The organism is Aerococcus vaginalis (assembly GCF_053762225.1).
In genome coordinates this window covers 57,468-82,983 of the sequence record NZ_JBSMYC010000004.1, presented here as the reverse complement: position 1 = coordinate 82,983, position 25,516 = coordinate 57,468, and the positions used below count along the sequence as shown (strand labels likewise).

18 protein-coding genes and 1 pseudogene are annotated in these 25,516 nt (G+C 42.0%); 2 read left to right on the top strand and 17 right to left on the bottom strand.

Annotated elements, in window-relative coordinates:
• Window positions 1-23: 23 nt before the first annotated feature.
• The 17 genes and pseudogenes from ACWOEX_RS05520 to ACWOEX_RS05440 form a co-directional block, all read right to left on the bottom strand.
• A complete protein-coding gene (locus tag ACWOEX_RS05520; RefSeq protein WP_455298587.1) occupies window positions 24-2,312 on the bottom strand; it encodes a DNA internalization-related competence protein ComEC/Rec2 in 2,289 nt (762 codons plus the stop codon).
• Window positions 2,313-2,316: 4 nt separating this feature from the next.
• A complete protein-coding gene (locus tag ACWOEX_RS05515) occupies window positions 2,317-3,009 on the bottom strand; it encodes a helix-hairpin-helix domain-containing protein (RefSeq protein ID WP_455298586.1) in 693 nt (230 codons plus the stop codon).
• 98 nt (window positions 3,010-3,107) lie between these two features.
• Window positions 3,108-4,031, bottom strand: coding sequence for a 2-dehydropantoate 2-reductase (locus ACWOEX_RS05510; RefSeq protein WP_455298585.1), 924 nt, complete (start codon window positions 4,029-4,031; stop codon window positions 3,108-3,110).
• A 12-nt stretch (window positions 4,032-4,043) separates the two neighbouring features.
• A pseudogene (locus ACWOEX_RS05505) lies at window positions 4,044-4,995 on the bottom strand (PTS sugar transporter subunit IIC).
• A 155-nt stretch (window positions 4,996-5,150) separates the two neighbouring features.
• Window positions 5,151-5,708 carry a 16S rRNA (guanine(966)-N(2))-methyltransferase RsmD gene (gene rsmD / locus ACWOEX_RS05500; RefSeq protein WP_455298584.1) on the bottom strand — a complete coding sequence of 186 codons (558 nt, stop codon included), beginning with the start codon at window positions 5,706-5,708 and terminating at the stop codon, window positions 5,151-5,153.
• Window positions 5,705-6,040, bottom strand: a complete 336-nt coding sequence (locus tag ACWOEX_RS05495; RefSeq protein ID WP_455298583.1) for a YlbG family protein — start codon at window positions 6,038-6,040, stop codon at window positions 5,705-5,707. The genes rsmD and ACWOEX_RS05495 overlap by 4 nt, the downstream gene beginning before the upstream one ends.
• An 11-nt stretch (window positions 6,041-6,051) precedes the next feature.
• Window positions 6,052-9,486, bottom strand: coding sequence for a pyruvate carboxylase (locus ACWOEX_RS05490; RefSeq protein WP_455298582.1), 3,435 nt, complete (start codon window positions 9,484-9,486; stop codon window positions 6,052-6,054).
• Window positions 9,487-9,503: 17 nt separating this feature from the next.
• Window positions 9,504-10,802: an FtsW/RodA/SpoVE family cell cycle protein gene (locus tag ACWOEX_RS05485; RefSeq protein WP_455298581.1), complete on the bottom strand. Its 1,299-nt coding sequence runs from the start codon at window positions 10,800-10,802 to the stop codon at window positions 9,504-9,506.
• A gap of 140 nt (window positions 10,803-10,942) precedes the next feature.
• Window positions 10,943-12,778, bottom strand: coding sequence for a translational GTPase TypA (gene typA / locus ACWOEX_RS05480; protein WP_455298580.1), 1,836 nt, complete (start codon window positions 12,776-12,778; stop codon window positions 10,943-10,945).
• Window positions 12,779-12,887: 109 nt separating this feature from the next.
• A complete protein-coding gene (locus ACWOEX_RS05475) occupies window positions 12,888-13,688 on the bottom strand; it encodes an inositol monophosphatase family protein (protein ID WP_455298579.1) in 801 nt (266 codons plus the stop codon).
• A gap of 182 nt (window positions 13,689-13,870) precedes the next feature.
• Window positions 13,871-15,286, bottom strand: a complete 1,416-nt coding sequence (gene lpdA, locus ACWOEX_RS05470; RefSeq protein WP_455298578.1) for a dihydrolipoyl dehydrogenase — start codon at window positions 15,284-15,286, stop codon at window positions 13,871-13,873.
• 34 nt (window positions 15,287-15,320) lie between these two features.
• Window positions 15,321-16,649 (bottom strand): dihydrolipoamide acetyltransferase family protein, encoded by a 1,329-nt coding sequence (locus tag ACWOEX_RS05465; RefSeq protein ID WP_455298577.1) that lies wholly within the window; start codon window positions 16,647-16,649, stop codon window positions 15,321-15,323.
• Between the two features lie 56 nt (window positions 16,650-16,705).
• A complete protein-coding gene (locus ACWOEX_RS05460; protein ID WP_455298576.1) occupies window positions 16,706-17,695 on the bottom strand; it encodes an alpha-ketoacid dehydrogenase subunit beta in 990 nt (329 codons plus the stop codon).
• 2 nt (window positions 17,696-17,697) lie between these two features.
• Window positions 17,698-18,801 carry a pyruvate dehydrogenase (acetyl-transferring) E1 component subunit alpha gene (gene pdhA, locus ACWOEX_RS05455; RefSeq protein ID WP_455298575.1) on the bottom strand — a complete coding sequence of 368 codons (1,104 nt, stop codon included), beginning with the start codon at window positions 18,799-18,801 and terminating at the stop codon, window positions 17,698-17,700.
• A 422-nt stretch (window positions 18,802-19,223) separates the two neighbouring features.
• The gene (locus ACWOEX_RS05450) at window positions 19,224-20,570 is read right to left on the bottom strand and encodes an APC family permease (protein ID WP_455298702.1); all 1,347 of its coding nucleotides are present in this window, start codon (window positions 20,568-20,570) and stop codon (window positions 19,224-19,226) included.
• A 392-nt stretch (window positions 20,571-20,962) separates the two neighbouring features.
• Window positions 20,963-21,640 (bottom strand): nitroreductase family protein, encoded by a 678-nt coding sequence (locus ACWOEX_RS05445; RefSeq protein ID WP_455298574.1) that lies wholly within the window; start codon window positions 21,638-21,640, stop codon window positions 20,963-20,965.
• 259 nt (window positions 21,641-21,899) lie between these two features.
• Window positions 21,900-22,457 carry a Gx transporter family protein gene (locus ACWOEX_RS05440; protein ID WP_455298573.1) on the bottom strand — a complete coding sequence of 186 codons (558 nt, stop codon included), beginning with the start codon at window positions 22,455-22,457 and terminating at the stop codon, window positions 21,900-21,902.
• A gap of 157 nt (window positions 22,458-22,614) precedes the next feature.
• On the opposite strand from ACWOEX_RS05440, the gene ACWOEX_RS05435 reads away from it, so the two are divergent.
• Window positions 22,615-24,468, top strand: a complete 1,854-nt coding sequence (locus ACWOEX_RS05435) for an FAD-dependent oxidoreductase (protein WP_455298572.1) — start codon at window positions 22,615-22,617, stop codon at window positions 24,466-24,468.
• A gap of 31 nt (window positions 24,469-24,499) precedes the next feature.
• The gene (locus tag ACWOEX_RS05430; protein WP_455298571.1) at window positions 24,500-25,489 is read left to right on the top strand and encodes a polyprenyl synthetase family protein; all 990 of its coding nucleotides are present in this window, start codon (window positions 24,500-24,502) and stop codon (window positions 25,487-25,489) included.
• Window positions 25,490-25,516: the final 27 nt, after the last annotated feature.

Here is a 25,516-nt window from a genome sequence, read left to right as displayed (position 1 = left end):
TCCCTTAACCTCTGTCTTCCTCCCTATTTTACCGTTTCTATCCACCATCTGTCATTGAAATAGTAATAATGAACGGCGCCTTGTTGATCCGTACGATAAATATTAGTTCCCACAGCTGTCATTTTCTCAATGATACGTGGCGCGGGATGTCTATAGCGATTATTCTCCCCGACTGAAAACCATGCGTATTTAGGATGGAATTGGTCGATCCATCCGTTTTTAGTCGAATAATCTGAGCCGTGATGCGACACTTTGAGACTATCGATCGGTAACTGATTGTCGCGCAAATAATTGAAAACTTTCTCCTCATTATCACCAACAATATCCCCCGTAAATAGCCAATGTAACGCCCCAATTTTGCTATACATGACTAGCGAATTTTCATTCTCACCTTCCCCGATCTGATCTGGTGCCAGCACCCGCAAATCTGTATGCCCCTTAAGTGATACATGATCCCCTGTTTGTAACCATTGAACGGTAGGAGTTGCATGTTTAGCGGTCTCTAGCGCTCTAGCAACGAATGTCATTCCTTTGTCACTCTTAGCCATACCTATTGGAAGGTAAAGGTGTTCGGTAGGAATCTGCGCCGTCACTTCAACAAGTGAGCCGATATGATCCATATCAGCATATGTAATGAAGATGCCATCGATCTTGCGTACCCCTTGTGCCCGTAATGCCGGTGCAATCATACGATCAAACACGCTAGCAGATTGGCGTTCCTGCCACGGTTCAGTTTTGAACTGACCACGCGCCGCTGCATCGATCAGGTATGCACCACGATGAAACGGTAAAATAATCAAAAAAGTATCGCCTTGTCCAATATCAATCATAGCGACTTGCCCAAATGGATTCAAAAATGGCAAGAAAGTTAAACAGCTAAACAATACGATTAACCACTTTACTGCGTGTTTTTGCATCTTTTGCGTACTTTTTTGATCGAAGTAATAAAACATGCTAATGAATAAAATGATCCACAGCCACCACGGTAAAATACCAGTCACTGGGTTAGATAAATCCAGATTGGCTAACCACTGACTTATCGTTTCTACTACTTGAATGAGTCGTGTCATCAGTAGTTGTAGTGGCATTAAGAACCCAGATATTCCAAATAAATGCCCAATCCAAACGACAAGTAAGCCAGGAATCAATAAATATGAAAACAGCCAAATGTATAACGGTCCTACGATAACGGATAACCATGAAAAGCGCTGATAGTAATGGAGCATAAACGGTAAACTTGCCAAAAAACATAACCAACTCGTACGAAAAGAACCTGCCTTCGCTTGAAATTGACTGCTATAACGTAAAACTAACGCCAGTACGTAACTCAGTTGAAAGCCGATAGATAATAGCGCCATAGGATGAAATAGTAAGACCACTGACATGCTACATAATGTTCCTACTAACGGATTGATGGTTCGATTGCTGAGAAATCGATCGCTCATCCATTGAAATAGGTAATCGCCTGTCACACGGAGCATCCCATACGGCCAACCCATCATCACACCATAGAATAAACTGATGATTGATAGCATATTGACATGTTCTTTGATCAGACCCACACGAAGTAAGCCGCGCTGTAATAATCCCACGAGTAACGACACGTGAAACCCACTGATACTAAAGAGACGAATCATGCCGATGGTTTGGTAATCCGCGAGTCGTTCCAACGCCATCTCTTCACGTACATTTAGAAACAGCGATTGACTATAGACGCGTACTAATGGTGCAGAAATCGCTGCTGTCCGATGAACTAATTGTTGATACCAGCGATGGATTAAGGCTATCAGTCCCCGTTTTGATTTGATGATAGTCAGTCGCTTGACTTGCATGATCCGTTCGATCTGTTTTGATCGCAAATAATTTTGATAATTGAAGCCACCAAAATTGCGTGGTCCCTCAGGCACTTCAATTTCTCCTTGTAGTCTGACATGCCAACTATCTCCATTATTTTTGAAAGCCTGTTGTTCTGCTTCACTTTTTAGGCGATAAAAAATCTGAACTTTTTCATCGACAAGCGGCCGTTTCACAACAGCTACACCTTTTAACTGATTCCCATTGATCGTTAGTTGATTAGGTGAAATAACAGCTGTCAGCGTTTGATCGCCAATACTGAGTGACGACTGATGCATACGTAAATTACCACAGATAATCCCTACGACAATACACTGCAATAGTAATAGTTTGAGTAAGTGTTTATCCTCTAAAAAGCATAATCGCACGACAAAAAAGAGCCAAAGTCCCCAAGTCATAACGCTCGGATGAACGATCGCTATGGTAATGATTAAAACACTCAAGCAAGCCCAAGTCATGTGATCAAACAGCTAATTGCTCGCGTAGTTTTTCGAGTGTCTTTTCACCAATTCCGCTGACGTTGATAAGATCGTCAATTTTTTGGAACGGACCATTTGTCTCACGGTAATCAATAATATCTTGTGCTTTTTTCTCACCGATGCCAGATACTGTCATCAACTCTTCCTTACTCGCAGTGTTGACGTTAATCGTATCACTCTGACTACTATTCGCTGTGCCCCCTGTCTGAGTTCCAGCATCAACCGTTCCCGATAAATCATCCAAAATCTCTTCGCCTTGTTTGGGAATATAAATCACCATCTGATCAGAGACTTTCAATGAAAAGTTGATGCGATTACGATCTGCATTATCTAATAAGCCCCCTGCACGCTCAATGACATCATAAACGCGCTCACCTTCTGAAACTTTGTAGAGCATTGGCTCTTTTACAGCCCCTTTAATATCAACCATCCATGTCTCTGCTTGAATAGGTTCTACTTGTGTCTGATTTACCGTCTTCGGTTCTGCAGGCATGGTAAAAGATTCAGTGCTTTTAGCGAAAGCTGTCTGTGGTTGATCATCAATCATTTCATTGTCAGTCTCATCACTACCGATAAAAAACACTAGTAACAGCAAAAAGCCCAGCCCAAATAAACTACCACCAATGATGTATGCACAATGCGTATCCAACCAATCTTTTAATTCTTGTATTATCATTTTTATCCTCTCCTTTACTTATTAAATACGCTCACTCCTCTCCTTTTTTGTTTTCGTATACAAAAAACAGCCCGATATTCGGACTGTTTGCGTTTGAATTAATTAATGCCTAACTGTTGTTCTTTCGCGTGAATTAAATCTGTAATCATTTGACAGTATGGGGTATCGATCCCTAATTCGATACCTTTTCTAGCCACTGCACCGTTGATGTAATCAATCTCTGTTGGACGGTGATTTTGAATCAGATCTTGATGCATCGATGGGTAATGTGCTGCCGCTGCGACACTCGTTTCGAACACATAATCCACAATCTCGGATTCATTTAATGCCACATCTAATGCCTTCCCTACTGTAACGAATTCTGAAATAATTGTTTTCACCACTCGCTGTGCTTCTTCACTCGCAAAGAACTCGCCAATCGTGCAATCGAGTAATGCACATGTTGAATTCATCGTGCCGTTCACACACGCCTTGCGCCAAATTGATGGTAAAACATCTTCATCGTAAGTGACGTTTAATCCTGCTTCATTCATCATATCGACAACCTCGAGCGCTTCCGTCTTACCTGATGGATCAATAGCTTGCAAGTTGACAGCTCCGGTACCCGTTAATAAAACTTCACCCGGTTTATTTAGACCTGCTGTCCACACCGTTACACCTAAGAGAATATTTTTCTCTGCGAGGTATCGCTGCATCACATCTTCATGACCTAAACCATTCAAAAGGCATAACACTTTAGTGTCTTCTTTAATAATCGGTTTGATACTTTCTAACATGCTTGGTAATTGCATAGCCTTCGTGAACAGGATAATAAAATCAGCTTCTCGTTTCGCTTCTGACGGTTTCATAATATCAATTTTGATATTGTCTTCATGATCACCGACAATATTCAAACCATTTTCTTTAATCGCTTGAATATGGTCTTCCCACATATCTAAAAGAATCACTTCATTGCCCTGTTTGTGTATTTGATAACCGAAACGACAACCCATCGCTCCTGAACCTGCAATATACGTTAACATTCCTATTTCCTCCTAGCCTTTGAATACAAAAATTTCGTCATCATAAACGTGTAGAACATCACACATGACCTTATGAACAATGAACCCAACAGCGAATGGAATAACAATCCATGTGATAAGCATGGTGAGAACACTAATATTCCCTTCATTTAATGCAGCGAGTGGAGATACTAATCCAACTAAACCAAAGCCGGCTGAACCAGGTGTACCAACCATACCCAAAATTGGAATACTCAATGAGCTGATCGCTGCTGTAATCGCAACCGGTAAGCCAATAATCGGATTCGTTAAGAAGTTAGGCATCATCATCTTCATCGCACCGAGACCAATCGCAATCGGTACTCCGGCACCATTACGTTTCATCGTTGCCCATACAAGAAACGCTGCAGCCGCTGCGACCCCCATCCCAGCTGATGCTGAGGTTAATCCATCTAATCCGATAGCCAATCCAATCGCTACGGTTGAAATTGGACTGATAATAATAAGTGAGAATGACACAGCAATTAAGATACTCATCAATAATGGTTGCAGCGTCGTAAAGGCATTAATAGCCTGCCCGATCACTGCTGTAATCATTGAAACATACGGTAAGGTCAACGTTCCGATAAAACCGACACCAGCACCAATACTGAAAGATATTACTCGTTTCACCTGCCATCGTTACTTCCACAAATTTCCACGCGCCAGAACCGATATAAGCCGCTCCAGCGACACTAGCCGATTGAATAGGATTCAATTTAAACTGCATCGCAATCAAAAAACCAGCCATAATCGGTGTGAAAAACTGGAAGACTTGCACGATATGCAGCAAATTAGCTGCGATTGGATTTGAAGCAACCGGATTCAAAAAGGTTGCTAGAATCGCGTTGGGAATCAACGCAACAACGATTGCTACTGTCGTACCATTCAGAATTTTCAATATAAATGAAGAAACAGTTTCTTTGTTTTGCACTTCTGCCATGATTTTACGCCTCCTAAATAAAAAAATGACTAATATTATCTAAGTTCAGCTATTATACCCTGGCTTAGTGACAAAGTCTACATACTTATTAAAAATAAATTATATATTCCGCAACTCACAAAAAAAAAAACAGCCCGAAAATCGGACTGTTCATTTAATTAATCAATTTGGTATATCACAATATTTGTGGCACCGTAATGCGCACGTTTAATCACTGTAGCACGATCAATAACATCAGGCATTTGATCTTCTTCGCTCAATTCACAGAGAATGGTACTCCCAGAATGAAGCCATCCTTCATCGATAAAGTACTGAATATCTTTAATCAACTGCTGTTGTTTATACGGTGGATCAAGAAAAACATAGTCAAATAGAAGGTTTTCTTCCTGTGTGCGCAGTTGTGCAAGTCGTTTGCGATTATTTCCGGGAAGCAATGTGTATTCCTCTTCGCAATGCGCTTTTTGAATATTTGCTTCGATCGTCGCTACCGCTTTTCGATCACGTTCAAAGGCGTAAACATGCGTTGCACCACGAGACAATGCTTCAATCCCAAGTGCCCCGGTACCTGCATAATAATCGAGAACGTTACCACCATCGAAATACTGACCGAGTAGATTAAACATTGATTCTTTAATTTTATCAGTCGTTGGCCGCGTATTCTTCCCTGGGACTGCACGTAATGGAATCCCACCGTAGCGTCCTGCAATTACTCTCATGCGTTATCTTCTCCTATCTGGTGAATAGCTTCCTCAGCTTCTACCTGTTTTAAGAAAGCCTGTGCACGTTCATTTTCCTGTTCGAGCACTTCATCAAAGTCCATATTGAGTTTAGCCTGCTCTGATTTCTCAACAGATTTAACAAACGGTAATCTTTCAATCTGTTTAATCGACTGATCAACCGTTTTAGCATCGACATACATTATCGCATAGCGCATGCGATGAGAAATATAGTAAAGAAAACCATATTTCTTCAATGGATAGACTTTTCTAGAGGAATAGAGATAGACAATCAGTTCCTGTCGATTAGGCATATCAAAACGTTGCTTCATAACTCATCCTTCTATGCGTCCAATTCAACCAGTAAGTCGCCGACTGCAATACGATCGCCTTCGCTGACATGAATGGTTTTAACTTTTCCAGCTTTTGGTGCTTTGAGTGAGGTTTCCATCTTCATCGCCTCAACAACTAAGATGACCTGGCCTGCGTCAACCATTTCGCCTTCTTTGACTGGCACACTGACAATGTTCCCCGGCATGGTCGCACCAATGTGGTTTTTATTCGATGTGTCCGCTTTAGCACGTGTTGCCACTGTTGTCTGAATTTGACTATCGTGGACGATAATTTCACGACGCTGACCGTTCAAATCGAAGAAGACGATACGATCACCATGTGTATCTGGCGCACCGATATCAACGAGACGAATACGCAATACTTTACCTTGTTGCAGTTCGACTGTGATGGTTTCTCCTTGTTTCATTCCTTTGAAGAAAGTCGGCGTCGTTAAGTTTGTCAAATCACTATAGCGATCAATCTTTTCACGATAATTCTTGTAGACATCTGGATACATCAAGTAACTCAAAACGTCACGATCAGAAATCATTGGATCAGAAAAAGTATCGATTAGCTCTTGTTTTATCGCATCAAAATCGACAGGTTCCAATAATTCTCCTGGACGCGCAGTTGATGCAGGTTCTCCTTTCAAGATGATATCTTGAACATCTTTCGGAAAACCACCAGTTGGCTGTCCTAAGTTCCCCTTAAAGAAGTCAATCACCGATTTAGGGAAATCGATCGAACGGCCTTTTTCATAAAAGTCATCAATGGACAAATGATTTTGGACCATAAATAACGCCATATCACCAACAACTTTGGAAGATGGGGTAACCTTCACGATGTCGCCAAATAGCAGGTTGACCTCGCGATACATTTCCTTCACTTCGTCCCAACGATCAAAGAGTCCAAGCTCTTTTGCTTGCTGCTGGAGGTTTGTGTATTGACCACCTGGCATCTCTACACGATAGATTTCGGTTTCTGGTGCTTTCAAACCTTTGCTGAAATCTTCATAGTACGTGCGCACAATCGCCCAGTATTGATTCAAACGCTGCGCATTTTGAACGTTTAGCTCTGGTTGACGCTCGTCTTCTTCTAATGCGTAGTAGAAACTTGTTAGACTCGGCTGACTGGTGGTTGAACTGAATGCTGATGAGGCAACATCCACAATATCGACCCCAGCGCGTGCCGCAGCCACATAGGTTGCCACACCGTTTCCAGAAGTATCATGTGTATGTAAATGAATTGGTAACGATACAGCTTCTTTCAAAGCTGTAATTAATCCATAGGCTGCTTTTGGCTTCAATAACCCTGACATATCTTTGATTGCTAGAATATCAGCGCCCATGCTTTCAACTTTTTTCGCCATTCGTACATAGTAATTGAGATCGTACTTGATGCGCGTCTTGTCTAGGATATCGCCCGTATAACAGATCGCAACTTCCGCAATCTTTCCAGTTTCCTTCACATATTCGATCGGTTTAGCCATCTGTTCGGTCCAGTTCAAACTATCAAAAATACGGAAAATATCGATACCACTCTTCGCTGATTCATGAATAAATTCACGTAGCACATTGTCTGGATAAGCGGTATATCCTACCCCATTAGCACCACGGAATAACATCTGAAGTAGTGTATTCGGCATTGCCTGGCGAATATCATCGAGACGTTGCCACGGATCTTCAGACAAGAAACGCATCATCGTATCGAACGTCGCGCCTCCCCAAACTTCATGTGAAAAGATAGATGGATTAGCGAGTTCTTCAACTTTAGCTGCTTTAAGAATATCTTTTGAACGCATACGTGTAGCGATCAAACTCTGATGTGCGTCACGCATGGTAGTTTCCGTAATCAGCACTTGTTTTTGGTCGAGAATGTACTGCTTCACTGCCTCAACACCCTCAGTGTCAAGAATCTGTTTAGCGGTCTGCGTTGGAAATTCAACAGGTTCAAGCTCTGAAATCACTGCATCAACGTACTGTTCCTCTTTGCCCTTCGCAATCCCTGGATAACCGTTAATCGTCGTATCACCGATATACTGTAAAATTTTGTTGCCACGGTCACGGTTACGGTTTGATGGGAATTCAAAGAGTTCTGGCGTATTATCGATAAATGTTGTCGTTGCGCTACCATCGATAAACGCTGGATGTAAAATCACATTCTGTAGAAATGGGACGTTGGTTTTCACCCCACGAATACGGTATTCACGCAAAGAACGACGCATTTTACGTACTGCACCTTCAAACGTCATAGAATACGTAATCAATTTCGCAATCAATGAGTCATAGTAAGGTGAGACGATCGCATTACTGTAGCCGTTACCTGCATCCAGACGTACACCATAACCACCTGGAGAGCGATACGTATTGATCTTACCTGTGTCTGGTAAGAACTGGTTTGCTGGATCCTCTGTCGTGACACGACATTGAATCGCATAACCCATTTGTGGCATATTTTCTTGTTTTGGTACACCAATCTCATCCAGCGTCATCCCTGCTGCAATCGCAATCTGTGCCTGAACAATATCAACACCTGTAATCTGCTCAGAAACCGTATGTTCTACCTGAACACGTGGGTTCACTTCGATAAAGTAGAATTCATCGCCGGACACCAAAAATTCAACCGTTCCAGCATTTTGATATCCGATACTAGTCATCATCTGGCGCGCCGCTTCACAGATACGCTCACGCAAGTCATCAGATAATCCAACGCTCGGTGCGATTTCGACTACTTTTTGATGACGACGTTGAATCGAACAGTCACGTTCCCAGAGATGCACGACATTGCCGTGTTGATCTCCCAAAATTTGAACCTCGATATGTTTCGGATTTTCAATGTATTTTTCCGCATAGACATCATCAGAACCAAAAGCTGCTTTAGCTTCACGAACAGCTGCTTGATAATGATCAGCTAATTCTTCCGCATGGCGTACAACACGCATGCCACGTCCGCCACCACCGAGTGCAGCCTTGACCATAATCGGATAGCCAGCACTTTCAGCGAAAGCCTTCAATTCATCGAAATCTTTGACTGTACCATCCGTCCCTGGTACTTCTGGAATATGTGCTTTTTGCGCAGCTTGTTTTGCTTTAATTTTGTCACCGAATGTATCTAGAATTTCTGTCTGTGGTCCCACAAATACGATACCTTCTTCGCGACAACGTTTCGCAAATTCTACATTCTCAGATAAGAACCCATATCCTGGATGAATGGCATCTACATCATTTTCTTTAGCGACACGAATAATATCCTCAATATCTAAATAAGCTTCAACCGGTTTTTTACCCTCGCCGACTAAGTATGACTCATCAGCTTTGAAGCGATGCACAGAATTTTCATCTTCTTTTGCGAAAATAGCAACGGTTTCAATACCTAATTCATAACATGCTCTGAAAATACGAATCGCAATTTCTCCACGGTTCGCGACTAATAATTTCTTAAACATCTTTTTGCTCCCTCTACTTAAGGCTCATGTTTTAATTTATTTTTCCGATCGAAGAGACCTTTTTCAGATTCAATCTGTTCCTCGCGAATGACATTCAGCGCAAGTCCGATCATGATATTCGTAACCATAATGGACGATCCACCGTAACTGATGAACGGGAACGTCACCCCTGTAATTGGCAACAGACCGCTGACCGCACCGAGATTGACGATTGCCTGAATTAATAGATAACAGCCAACGCCAACTAACACGAGCTGTGAATAAGTTCGACGCATGTGGTTAGCTTTCTTCATAATATAGATCACTAAGAAGAAATAAAGCACGAGAATTACTGTCAGGCCTATCCACCCAAATTCTTCACCAACAATCGCCATGATGAAGTCATTATGGGCTTCCGGCAAATACCCCGTTTTCTCAATACTGGCGCCTGGTCCACGTCCAAAGAATCCGCCACCTGCGAGCGCATAATAGGAATTAGCAAGCTGTAGACCCGACCCACGTTCATCGAGAAACGGATTGACAAATGCCGTTAAACGACGAAAACCATAGTGCCATTGGTTCAACCAACTCATATCAAACACACGCATAATAAATACTAACGCGCCGTATCCGACTGCACTGAGTCCCAGTAATCGGAAAGTATGTTGTTTATCGATGCCGGATGCTAATGTCATCATCGTGAGAATCGATAGTAAGATGAACGCCCCACCGAAGTCGGGCATCATAATCGCCATTCCGAGAAATACTAAGAACCAGATAGGAATTTTCCAATCCCAACGCATGGTATGGATAATGCCACGTTGGTTAATCATCCGCAAATGTTGTTGGATAAAATGTGCAAGGAATACAACGATTGCTGGCTTAACAAATTCTACCGGTTGGATGGAGATAATACCCAAATTAATCCAACCGTGTGCCCCGTTGACCGGTGGCATGAGGAACCTGGCCACAAGTAGCGCTCCCAATAAGCCGAATATAATCAGATGGCGCACTTTCTCTCCTGTCATCACCTTGCGTTTGATCCCACTGATTCCAATCATCAGAAATAAACCAATGGCGACATAAATGGCCTGCCTAATCGCATAGTACGCAATATTGCCGTTCGCCTCAATCGATGCCATATAGCTACTCGATGTAAAGACCATCACGATTCCAATCAACATCAACAATAAACTTGGAATAAAAATTTTTAAATTCAAATAATGGAACGATCGACCGAATTGATAACCGATACCTTGATTCTTATTTTTCTGTTTCTTCTGCGTCACTTTTTTCTTTTTGGTTTCACTGCGCTTCGATCGCTTCTTTTTTGGCACAGCCGTCACTCCTCTACCCAAAAATTTGCAGGTGATTACCTGCACATGACAATATCGTTATTCTAGCATATTTTACACGCAAAAAAAGCATTCAACATCTGTATCACACAGAATTATCGAATGCTTTTATTTCATTTTAATTATTGTTTTTTGCGTTTTTTCGCTTCTTTGAGACGCAAGGATTTGTTCAAAATCTGTTTACGGACACGAATATGTTCTGGTGTAATTTCACAGTATTCATCCTCATCCATAAATTCCAATGACTGTTCCAAGTTCATAATCTTAGGCGCCTTAATCGTTGCGGTCTGATCTTTCGTTGCAGAACGAACGTTAGTCAAGTTCTTAGATTTAACGATATTAACATCGATATCCGCTTCACGAGAGTTCTGTCCCACAACCATCCCTTCGTAGACTTCTGTTCCTGGCTCTACAAAGATAGTTCCGCGGTCTTCCACCTGCATAATCCCGTAAGTGGTTGTTTTACCCGTTTCAGTAGACACCAATGACCCATTACGACGGCGACCGATTTCATCATCAATCATTGGACGGTAATCTTTGAATGTGTGGTTCAAAATACCGTAACCGTGCGTTGCCGTAATAAATTCAGAGTTGTAACCGATCATTCCGCGGGCAGGCACATCGTAAGACAAGCGCGTCGTCCCACGCCCCGTGTTTTCCATGTTTAACATCTGTCCATGACGTTCATTCAAGGATTGAATTACGGCACCAGAATATTCATCAGGCGTATCAATTTGAACGCTTTCGAATGGTTCGCAGAGCACGCCATCAATTTCTTTGGTAATAACTTTAGGACGGGAAACCTGTAATTCGAAACCTTCACGACGCAAGTTCTCGATTAAGACAGATAAGTGCAATTCCCCGCGACCAGAAACGATCCAACGATCGGGATCTTCAGTATCGTCCACGCGCAAGGAAACGTCTGTATGTAATTCATATTTTAGACGATCTTCCAACTTACGCGCTGTGACTTTATCGCCATCCTGACCTGCAAATGGGGAATCATTCGTCAAGAATGTCATCTGCAAGGTTGGTTCATCGATATGAAGTGCTGGTAAAGCATCTAAATGGTCTGGTGCGGTAATTGTTTCCCCAACGAAAATATCTTCCATACCAGAAATCGCGATAATATCCCCAGCTTCAGCTTCATCGATTTCGATACGATTCAGACCTAAGAAACCATATAACTTCGTCACACGGAAATTCTTAGTAGAACCGTCTAATTTGTTAACTGTGACAGTGTCACCCACTTTAATCTTACCGCGGATCACACGACCAACCCCGATACGTCCCACATAGTCGTTATAGTCGAGTAAGTAGACTTGGAATTGTAAAGGTTCTTCGATTTCACGGCTAGGTGCAGGCACCGTATCCAAAATCGTATCGAAAATTGGATCCATTGTTTTTTCCTGTTCATCAGGATCTGGTTTATAGCTTGATGTACCGGCTAAGGCAGAAGCGTAAACAACCGGGAATTCAATTTGATCTTCATTCGCGCCCAATTCGATAAACAAGTCTAATACTTCATCAACAACTTCTAATGGACGAGCAGCAGGTTTATCAATCTTGTTAACAACAACGACTGGAACTTTTCCTGCCTCAAATGCCTTCTGCAATACAAAACGTGTTTGAGGCATCGTTCCTTCTGCCGCATCGACAACGAGAACAACCCCATCGACCATATTCATGATACGTTCTACTTCACCACCGAAATCGGCGTGTCCTGGTGTATCCAAAATGTTGATGCGCGTCCCCTTATAGTTGACGGCTGTGTTTTTAGCTAAAATGGTAATGCCACGTTCACGTTCGATCGCATTAGAGTCCATCGCACGTTCCATAATTTGTTCGCGATCACCTAACGTATCGGATTCTTCTAATAATTGATTAACTAAGGTTGTTTTACCGTGGTCAACGTGCGCAATAATAGCCACGTTACGGATGTTGTCATGTGTCGGCATGAACAGTATTGCCCCCTCAAATAAATTTTCATTTCACTAAAGTGAATACAAGCAATTGCTATTTTATCACGCTATTTCGCAAAAAACTATTACAAGTTCTCACAAGCGTTTACTTTGCATGCGCGTTGTAAAAATCAACAAATTCTTGATGTACCGTTGGATAGGCCATAATGGTTGTTTCCGGATGCAAAAGATCAATAGGCTCACCATTAAACGCTGTCACCTTGAGTCCTGCTTCTTCAAGTAGCACTTTACCTGCTGCAATGTCCCAAGGTTTCAATGTCGGACTAATATAGGCACCGAGTTCTCCTTTTAGCACTGCTAAAATCTCTATAGCTGCTGAACCATAAGCGCGATAGCCCATACTCTGTTTAACGAAGTCTTGAACATCAAAACGGTTCCCCATGGTCATATAAATATTCGCATCAACCAAGCATTCAGAGAGTTCACGATCTGTGAATCGCATACTAAACGGTTTACCATTACGATAAACCATCCCCTCTCCGTGCACCGCTTCGAAATAATCATCATTCATTACATCGTAGATCGCACCAAATTCCGCAGTACCATCAATATAACGTGCGACCATAATACCAAAATGATTGTTCTGTAACACGAAATTAGAAGTGCCATCAATCGGATCAATAATCCAGACTGGTCCATCGAGTGATGTCACAGGGTCACCGAGTCCCTCTTCTCCGAGTACTTGGTCATCTGGAAATGTCGTGGCTAGTTTATTTCGAAAATATTCTTCTGTTTCCTTATCAATATTTGTTACCAAATCAGTCCGATCTGTCTTCGTATCTACCTCATGAATCGGATCATGACCTCCCTGGATCATCTGTCTTATTTCACTTCCTCGCGAAATCATCCAGGATTTCACCATCTCTCGATACGCTTTGACTTCCATTCTGAAACTCCTTACCTCTGTTCACATCACTGTTAACATCAATCTTAATTATCTTATCGAAACTTCTCTGTAAGCACAAACCCTATTTTATAAAGAAAACGGTCTAAACAACATAATATATAAAAAACGCACCACAGCATGTACTGTGATGCGTTTACTATTTAATCATTTACGATTGATGATTAGATGTTGATTGGTTTACCTAATAATGCTTCAGCAGCATCTTTGATCATTTCAACCAAGGTTGGGTGACCGTGAATCGTCAATGCGATATCTTCAGCAGTCATTCCGCCTTCAACAGCTAAACCAACTTCTGCGATAACGTCAGAAGCGTCAGGTCCGATCATTTCACCACCGATGATGATGTTGTCATCTTTAGTAGCAGTTAAACGAAGGAAGCCTGTAGATTCACCCATCGCTACGGCACGACCATTAGCACTCAATGGGAATTTCACATCATGTGCGTCGATACCTTGTTCTTTAGCTTCTTTCTTAGTCAAGCCGACTTTAGCGATTTCTGGGTCAATGTAAGCAACAGATGGCATTGCGCGGTAGTCAACAGCAGATGCTTTACCGGCAATCGCTTCAGCAGCAACAATACCTTCGTATGATGCTTTATGTGCCAAAGCAGGACCAGGAACGATATCACCAATAGCGTAGATGTGCTTGTTAGAAGTGCGTCCCTGTTCATCGACGTTTACTAATCCACGATCGCTAAGTTCAACGCCAGCAGCTTCCAAACCGATGTCATCAGTGTTTGGACGACGACCAACAGATACTAATACGTAGTCAGCAGTTACTTGGTGACTCTTACCGTCAACTTCGTACGTTACGGTTACGCTGTCTTCTTTTTGATCAGCTTTCTTAGCCATAGCACCAGTAACAATCTTCATACCTTTATCTTCCATACTCTTTTGAGCAGTTTTAACAATGTCTTTTTCGAACATTGGAAGAATTTGTTCAGTACCTTCTAAGATCGTTACTTGACTACCCAAGTTAGCGTAAGCAGATCCTAATTCAGAACCAATGATCCCACCACCAATAACGACTAAGCGTTTTGGAATTTCTGGTAAGTTCAATGCACCTGTAGAGTCAATGACACGGTCTTTGAACTTGAAGCCTGGAATTTCAACCGGACGAGAACCAGTAGCTACAATCAAGTTCTTGAATTTGTAGAGTTCGTGTCCATCGTCTTCTTCATGTTGAACAGTCAATTCATGGTCGTTGTTAATGTATGCCAAGCCGTGCAATACTTCAATTTTGTGTTTCTTCATCAAGAATTCAACACCGCTCGTCATGTGAGCAACAACTTCGTTATCTTTCCATTCTTGGGTCTTCTTGAAGTCGATTTCAGCTTTTGAAGAAATACCATATTTTGCGGATTTTTCATTAGCCATTTCGTAAGCATGACCTGCTTGGATCAACGCTTTGGATGGAATACATCCAACGTTCAAGCAGACACCACCAAGTGTGTCGTAACGTTCAACAAGGGCAACGTCTTGTCCTTCTTCAGCAGCACGGATTGCTGCAACGTATCCACCAGGACCTGAACCGATAACAATCGTGTCTTTTTCAATTGCTGTAATGCCTACTACCATTTATTTAAACATCCCTTTCCGAAAACGTCTCTCATTAACCTTCAAGCAACAACAAGTCTGGGTCGCCTAATAAACGGCCAATGTCATTCAACGTCTTCTGACCTTCTGAACCGTCAACGATACGGTGGTCAAAGGTGAGGGACAATTTAACAACGCGACCAACAACGATTTCGCCTTCGTCGTTAACAACTGGTTCTTGAACGATTGAACCGAAACCTAAGATTCCGACATCATTACCGCTCAAAATTGGGGTGAAAAAGTCACCGCGTGCAGAACCAATGTTAGAGATTGTGATGGTTGAGTCAGCCTGATCAGCGGAGGTTAATTTACCTGCATGTGCTTTTTCAGATAATTCAGCAATTTCGTCAGCAATCTGAATCAATGATTTCTTATCAGCATCTTGGATAACTGGAACAAATAGACCTTGTGGTGTGTCTGTTGCAATACCAATGTTGTAGTAGTGTTTAACGAGGAATTCGTTGTTCTTCTCGTCAACAACAGCGTTCATCATTGGGTGTTGTTTCATCGCACCAACTAAAGCCTTAACCACGTATGGCAAGAAAGTTAAGTGTGTATCGTGCTGAGCAGCGATTTCCTTCATGCGTTTACGGTGTGCATAAAGTTTAGATGCATCGAACTGTTTGAACAAGGTAACTTGTGGTACAGCGTAAGATGCAGCAACACCTTTACTGATGGCTTTACGGAAGCCAGACATTTTAACGTGTTCCACGAGGTCTTCATGGTTGTTTGTCTTAGGTTTGAAGGTTGATTTTTCTTCAGCTTTTGGTGCATCCATTGGTGCGTCATCAGCTGGACCATCTTGAGTTGCGCCACCACGTGCAACGCTATCAGCAGCAGTGTTACCACCGTTTTCGCTGAATGCATCGATATCAGCCATTTCGATACGGCCATTTGCACCTGAACCAGTTACTTGGTTGATGTCTACACCTTTTTCACGTGCGTAACGACGTACAGATGGCATTGCTTGAACTAACAAGCCAGCTTTAGGAGTAGAACCAACTTCAGCTGGAGCTTCTGATGCTTCTTCTGCAGCCGGTGCTTCCTCAGCAGATTCTTCAGCAGCTGCGTCGTCTGAACCAGATGTTTCAGCTCCGGCACCGGAACCATCACCATCGAACTCGATCAATGGTTCGCCAACTTCAACGGTATCTCCTTCTTCTGCAAACAATTTCGTAACTTTACCACTGTATGGTGATACGATTTCGTCAACAGATTTATCGTTTTGAATTTCTAATAAGACATCTTCTTCTTTGACTTCATCGCCAACTTTGACGTGCCAAGTATCGATGTCACCTTCAGCCATACCTTCGCCGACGTCTGGTAAGTTGAAAATAAATGCCATTCTTTAAAATCCTTCCTTCTCTATAGGTTGAATGAACTAACTAGTCTGTAATTATTCTAGAAGTCTTCTGCTTCTTTAACAGCTTTGATAATGTCATCAGCATTTGGCAACCAGTAGTCTTCTGCCAATGCGAATGGGAAGACGCTGTCTGGTGCAGAAACAAGCTGAATTGGTGACTTCAATGACAAGATGAATCGTTGAGAAACTTCAGAAATCACAGAGTTACCTACACCAGCTTGACGCTGAGCTTCCTGAACCATTACGAAACGACCAGTTTTTTCGATAGACTTGCCTAACGTTTCGTAGTCTACAGGGGAAATTGTACGTAAGTCAATAACTTCGGCTGAGATGCCTTCTTTTTCAAGTTCTTCAGCTGCTTTCAATGATTCACGAACCATGTAACCGTAAGCAGCAATCGTCACGTCACTACCTTCACGAGCAACGTGTGCTTCATTCAATGGGATTTCATACTGTTCTTCTGGAACTTCTTCACGGAAAGAACGGTAGAGTTTCAAGTGTTCCAAGAAAAGCACTGGGTCATTGTCATGAATTGCTGCAGACAACAAACCTTTAGCTTCGTATGGGCTAGATGGTACAACAACTTTAATACCAGGAGCCTGAGCGATCATACCTTCTAAGGAGTCCCCGTGCATTTCTGCAGTATGCGTACCACCACCGAATGGTGAACGAACAACGATTGGTAAACCAACTTTACCACCCATACGGAAACGCGTACGAGCCATCTGACCTACAATAGAGTCCATTACTTCGAATACGAATCCGAAGAACTGGATTTCCATAATTGGACGGAAGCCTTGGAAAGCTAAACCAATGGCCATACCACCGATACCAGATTCAGATAATGGTGAGTCACTAACACGTTCATCACCGTATTTAGCGTTTAAGCCTTGGGAAGCACGGAAAACACCACCGTTAACCCCAACGTCTTCACCGAACAGTAAGACTTTGTCGTCATTCGCTAATTCTTGATCTAACGCCATGTTAATGGCTTCGACCATTGTGTTACCTTTTTTCTTTTTAGGCATGACTATTCACTCTCCCTTGCTTCGTATTCTGCAATCTGTTCTTTGATGTTCTGTCCAGGATTTTCAAAAACATTCTTCAAGAAGTCAGAAACTTTCTGTTTAGGTGCAGCTTCTGCTTCTTTAATACCTTTGTTGATCTCCTCAGTGCATTTTTCAACCCATTCTTCTTCGATGTCTTCATTCCAAAGACCTTTTTCTTCTAAGAAGGCACGCATACGAATCAATGGCTCTTTTTGAGTCCATGAATCAATATCTTCCTGCGTACGATAGATCTTAGGATTATCCCCTTGAGTAGAATGTGCACCTAAACGGTTGGTAATTGTTTCGATCAATACTGGACCGTTTCCTGCAGCAGCCCATTCACGCGCTTGTTTAGCAACAGCATAAACAGCTAAAGCATCGTTACCGTCTACCTGAATGCCCGGAATACCAGCAGCAACAGCTTTTTGGGCTAAAGTCTTAGCAGCAGTCTGTTTCATACGAGGAGTAGAAATCGCGTAACCATTGTTTTGAATGAAGAATACAATCGGCGCTTTGTAACGTCCTGCCCAGTTCCAAGCTTCGTAAGAGTCACCCTGACTGGAACCACCGTCACCAGTGTAAGTAAACGTTACTTTGTCGCTTCCTTTTAATTTCAAGCCAACAGCATTCCCCATAGCTTGAATCAACTGTGCACCGATAATGATTTGAGGTGGAACAGCTGTCACACCATCAGCATAGTCATTACCTAAGAAGTGACCACGTGACCATAAGAAACCTTGTGCATAAGTCATTCCTTTGTAGATGTTCTGTGGTAAGTCACGATAACCAGGATATACCCAGTCACCATCTTCAGAAGCAAAAATCGAAGCCATTTGAGATGCTTCCTGACCGTAAGTTGGTGCGTAGAATCCTAAACGTCCCTGCTTGGCAAATGCCATTGAACGTTGGTGCAAAGTACGAGAAAGCACCATCCATTTCATCAACTCAACTAATTCGTCATCGGAGAGATCAGGCATGATATCTTCATTAACAACATGACCTTCTTCGTCCAAAATACGAACCATTTGGAACTCCTTGTCGATCGCCGCTAAATGGGCTTCGAAATCAACAGGTTGTTTCGCCATAACTAACACATTCCTTTCTGTATATATACAAAATAATTACCTTTAAATAAAGTTTTCGCTTCATGAATAATATACCATGAAAAGAAACCGTATTCAACACATTAATTCACAAAGATGAAAAATATTCACCTTCTCCATTCAAAGTAACAATTTCATCAGATCTATGCAATAAAATCGCTTCTTTTAACAACATTTTATGTCATTATGCTTTTTTCTTTTAGCGACTTTATATTCCAATAAAATTGCAATGGAAACGTTATTTTACATCATCCGTTTTTCTTACGTCAAGACTCGTATTAAACTACGAAGTTTCGATTTAATTATATCTTAATTTTTAATATCTATCTTTATCGTTTGTGAAAAATTTATTTATTAACAAAAAAGCCGCCTGGAACACTTCCAAACGACTAATGTCTCAATTATTAGTAGGCGCGCATATCCTCTAAATCATATTTTTTCTTCAGATAGAAGTAAATCGGTACACCTATAGCGGTAATCCCTAATCCAATTAATGTTGTCAGTGGTTTAGAGAAGAAAGTACTAATGACGATAAATCCCCCACCGAGTAATGCAATGATAGGAACTACTGGATACATCGGCACACGATAAGGGCGATGCATCTCTGGTAACTTCTTGCGTAAGACAAACACACCTGCAAACGTTAAACAGTAGAAGCACCAAATAACAAATACTAGCATGTCTGTAATGGCATCAAATTGGCCAGAAATAACAATCATAATAGCTGCTACAGTCTGAATAATTCCTGAAAACCAAGGAACACCTGCATGATTTAATTTCGACATTTGTTTCCAAAATGGTAGCATTTTGCGCTCAGCCAAGGTAAACGGAATACGAATACCTGTCATAATATAACCATTCAATCCACCGTAGACGGAAATCAAGATACCGATTGTAATTAATTTGCTACCCATTGGACCGAATAATACATTCGCAACATCCGAAGCAACACCGAGATTACCGATGACTTGATCAATCGGCAGCACATAGAGGAACACAGCGTTCACTAACATATATACAGCCACTACGATACCAATCCCCCATACAATAGCACGCGGTAAATCCTTAGCCGGCTGTTTCATTTCTCCTGCGATATTACCGATATGAAGCCAACCTTCATAAGCAAACATCGTTGCAAGCAATGCACTACTTAATGCGGTAACGGTACTATGATCGCCAGCAGCGCTCATCGGAAATAGCGAAAATGTCACTTCTGTATCATGAAAGAAGCCAAAAATAACCAGTAAAGCGAGTGGGACGAGTTTTGCAATCAGGGTAATGGTAGTAATCGACCCTGCAGCTTTTGCACTAATTAGATTTAGTCCCAACGCAAACAGAATTACACCGATTGCTATAGGAACAAGCCATGTGGCAGCTAACCCAAAGAGATTAATTACCTGCGTTGCAAAAGCAATCGCGATAGCTGCGACAACGGCTGGGAAGTAGATAAACCCTTGCGCCCAACCGGCCATATATCCCCAGAAGTTACCATATGTACGACCAATATAGATAATCATTCCACCCGTCTCTGGGAACATTGCAGCCAGTTCTGCACTTGTTAATCCCGCACAGATAGTAATCATCCCCGCCAAAAACCAAGCAAATAACGCTAAGGAAATAGTGCCAGTTGCTTCAGTTACGGCAGCAGCCTTGAAAAAGACCCCTGTTCCAATCACTGTCCCGGCAACTGTTGCAATCGAAGGGATTAACCCAATCGTGCGCTTCAATTCTGCTTCATTTTCCAATACAATCACTCTCCCACTGAAAAAGAATGGCGGATTTCTACCGACTCTCTTTATCTCTTATTTCATTTTGAGATCACTGTTGTGCTAACTGAATCTTTCATTTTTATAATTAATGGGATTGAAACAATAAGTGGTTATCGGCAATCACATATCTCTCAGTAGATCAGACTTTTATCCTTACTGAAATGATTAACAGCATTTTTCTCAAGCTTCAAGAATACATTATTATTAGGCATATTGCGACCCTAAATTTAACGATCAGATGATAGTTTTTAAATATTTTCATTATGGTTAATGATTGCGTTAATTAATAGTTTATAACTTACTCTTAAACAACTCTTTTAAGGACACGAACATGAAAAAAGCCAGTGTATTCAAACACCGGCTGTAACCCTCAATTAATCTAAAAATTCAGTGAAGTTATTAATGTCATAGCGTTCACTTTCAAAATCATCCGTACCGTGCGCACCCTCACCAGGAACACCTAACGAAATGGCCATCACCGGCACAAAACGTTCTTTATCTTGTCCGAGTAGTTCAACTATTTCTTCCGGATTGTAACCCGCCCATGGTACGGCTTCATAACCGTGTGCTCGAATCACTAATAGTAACGACATCGCAAGCATTGCTGCATCAATGGTCGCATCACGTTCGAGGAATGAGCGATCAGCATTCTCATATAATGGTAGGAACGTCGAGAAGATTTCTTCTAGACGTTCTTTTGAGATATCCCCTCGCTCATAAACTGCTGTCCACAATTCGCGATACACCTTGTATGCATATGCATCACCGAGAATAAAGACAGTCGTTGGTGCTGAATCGAAATGACGCCAGTTAAACGGCAGCACAGATGCTCTCAATTTTTGGCGTTGCTCTTCGCTATCGCAAACGACGCATTTCCACGCCTGCAAGTTACATGCTGATGGTGTTGTGGCAGTTTCTTCCAGCATCTCCATCAATTCTTCGCGAGCAATCGTCTGATTCACATCGAATTCGCGGACGCTCTGACGATTAAGGAAAATATCGGCGAAATCGTTGCTCTTATAGTTCACATCAACTGGTTTACGTTTACTCATTTGAAAAAACTCCTATCTATGCTTGCTGGCTACTCTTCAGTTCGATGTATTGACCGACCGTACAAAAATACATAATCTAGTCACGTACTCTGATCGATCATATGACGTTTTCCTCTACTTAAACTTCCCTATATCGCACATATCCTAAAATTGATATCTTGTTACATATTATACAATTTATGTGAATGTTTTATTTTTAATTCCCCGAATAGTTTAGCTTATCTCGATTAAATGTTCAACGTTGAACAATATCATCCTTTTATAGCCAATCGTCGATCGCCTGGGCCGTCTTCTGTTGAAAGTTAATTTGGTAGAGATGACTCATACGGACGAGTAAATAATTACCCACCAATCCCACGAAGAAGCCAGCAGCAATACCAGCCAATGTCAGCACGGGTAAATAATTCAAAATCAGCCAAGATTTCGAAATAAACGCAGCGATTAATAGCTGTCCAATATTATGCATGAACCCCCCGACAATAGAGAGACCAATCACACTCACCCAACGCGGTCCCAGTTGTTTCACGATGAGCATCGCAACGAGGCTCAGTAATGCTCCCGTCAGACTGTAAACAAAACTGGAAAATGTCCCAAACATTAATGCGACACCAGCAGTTCTAAGGAAGACAATGGCTAGCACATCACGCTTAGGTAGCATGAATAAGGCAATCACTGTCACAAGATTCGCAATCCCCAATTTAGCACCCGGAGCTACAGCAAATGGTGACGGCAACATCGCTTCGACGCCACCAATAACCATCGCCTGGGCCGCAAGCATAGCTGCATAGATCAGGCGGTAATGTGTATCATTTCTCATTCTTAGTCATTCCTTCATCATTTTTATCAAGTGCAATCGCTATTATGCCACAAATCTCATATTTTTTGGAATAAATTACAAACGTTTATTGATTTTTAATTCACAAAATGTTACTTTAAAAATATAAGTATTAGTTCAGGGAAGGAGTCACATTTATATGACTAGAAATATTGTTGTCATAGGTGCGGGCTTTTCTGGCGTTTCTGCTACCAAGAAATTAGCCAAAAAGTTCAAACGTGAGAAAGACACGAAGATTACCCTCATCGATCGTCATTCTTACTTAACCTACATGACTGAGTTGCACGAGGTTGCCGGAGGACGTGTTGAACCAAGCCATATTCAATATGATTTACAACATTTATTCGCACGTAACAAAAACGTTGACCTCGTCACTGATGAAGTAACTAGCATCGACTACCATAAACAAACGGTTAAAGGTGAATACAGCGAATACCCTTACGACTATTTGTTAATCGCAGCAGGTGCTGAACCAAATGACTTTGGGGTTCCTGGTGTTAAGGAATACGGGGCAACCATGTGGTCTATTGAAGAGGCTGAAAACATTCGCCACCGTATTATTGAAGCTTTCACTCAGGCAGCTAACGAAACAGATAAAGAAGTGCGCCGTCGCATGCTTTCCTTCGTTGTCTGTGGTGCCGGATTTACTGGGGTTGAATTAGTCGGTGAATTTATCGACTGGATGCCAATCCTCGCTAAACAGAACAAGATCAACATCAATGAAGTTTCTGTTCACCTCGTTGAAGCTGGCCCAACGATCTTGCCGCCAATGACCGAAAAAGATCAAAAACGTGCCCTCAAACACTTACAGAAGAAGGACATTCAAGTTCACCTCAACGATGCTGTTAAAGAAGTTTTCGTTGACCACATCTTGCTCGGTTCGGGTAAAGAAATTCCAACATACAACTTAATCTGGACGGCTGGTATTCAGGCCAACACAGGTGTTGATTGGAATATTGAATCTGCACGCGCACATCGCTTAGTCGCAAACAAATTCATGCAATCTGTCGACCACAAGAATGTCTTTGTCTCCGGTGACATGGTTTACTACGAAGAAGAAGACAAAGATGGTCAGGTGGTACCTCAGATTGTTCAGGCTGCTGAACAAACTGGTAAGACAGCTGCTCAAAATATCTACAACGATGTTTCCAACGAAAAAATGGAAGCCTATAAAGGTAAATACGATGGTCACATGGTTTCCATCGGTGGTCACTACGGTGTTGCACGTATCTTTGACAAGTTCTCCATGAGTGGATTCTTCGCCCTTGCGATGAAACACATGATCAACATCATGTTCTTCTTAACCATCGGCAGTCTCTACTACGCATGGCGTTACATCTTGACAGAATTCTTGCACATCCGTCACCACAGAAACTTGATGGGTCGCTTCTTCTCCTCATACGGAAACATGCTCTGGCTCTTGCCACTCCGTGTCTACTACGGTGGTATGTGGTTCGTTGAAGGGTTGAAGAAATGTTTCGGTCTCTTCGGTGGCGAATCCTGGTTCGGTTCAGACATTATCTTCCCATTCGAATGGTTACAAAATGATGCTGTGTCTGGTGCCAGTGCCGCTGCTGAAGAAACCGTGACGCAGGTATTCGGTTTGAACTACGTCCCTGGTGAAGAACCAATGTCAGTGCTCCAAGAAATGCCAGGCTGGTTCGAGTGGATCATGAAAATCTTACTCCCTAACCAAGGTATGGCATTGTTCATGCAACGTTTCATGGCGATCTTTGAATTGGTTTTAGGTTTAATGTTAATTATCGGTTTATTTACTTGGATCTTTAGTGGGATTACTATTATCTTAGTAACAATGTTTAGTTTATCCGGTATGTTCGTATGGCCAAATATGTGGTTCATCCCAGCAGCTCTCGCATTGATGGCTGGTGCTGGTCGCGTTCTCGGTGTTGACGGTTGGTTATTACCTCGCCTCGGACGCTCACTCGATCATTGGTGGTACGGAACGCCGCGAAGTATATATCGCAAGGAATAACAATTTATTCCTTTAGAAAGGCATTGATCCCATGCATCCAATCTGGCAATTTGATCCGACAATGGCATCAGAACTTGAAACTGTTGTCGCGATAATGAAAAAATCCGTGGCCATTCGCCATCCTAAAATCAAACAGCGCATCATCGATTACATCGATGCGCCCGGTAAATATTTGCGTTCTGGTTTTGTATTGCTCTTCTCAAGACTCTATCACGAAGGTGAAATTCCAGAACAGAAATATACCTTAGCTGCAGCGGTTGAATTGCTTCATCTAGCAACATTACTGCACGATGATGTCATCGACCGTTCGGATACGAGACGTGGGATTGAAACCTTAAATACCTATGCTACGAATCGCATTGCCATTTACGCTGGCGACTATTTATTAACGTCTATTTCTGATTTAGTACGACAGTCCTATAGTAAAGAGGAACTCTCTGATCGTTACTCATGGACCGCCAATGCGTTATTGAATGGTGAGATTAGCCAGCTAGCGAATAGTTTTAATAAAGAACTCACACTCAATCAATATCTGAAACAGATCCGACGTAAAACAGCCGTACTCTTCGGTTTAAGCACATACGTTGGTTACTACCATGAAGGTATCAGCGCTAGAAAAGCCGCACAGGCCTTTAATGTCGGTGTTAACTTCGGTATGGCGTTTCAGATTATCGATGATTTAATTGATTACCGTGCAGCTAGTGGTAATAACGGTAAACCGATGCATCAAGATATTCAAAATGGCTTCTACACTGCCCCACTCTTGTACGTTCGTGAACATAACGTTGCTGAATATCAAGAGTTATTGCAGCTAGATTTCAGTCAATCAGAGAATATCAAACGACTTGATCAAGCGATTATTGCTGCTGATGGATTTAAACAAAGCGCTGAACTCGCTGTTAATTTCCTAAAGAAAGCGAATCAACATCTCGACCGATTACCAGGACGATCAGAAGATCGCGAAATAATCAAAACGTTAGGAAATCATTTTTTAGAACAATTAAATAATGTGAACCTGTAGACATGCAACCGTTTTTATTGTAAAATG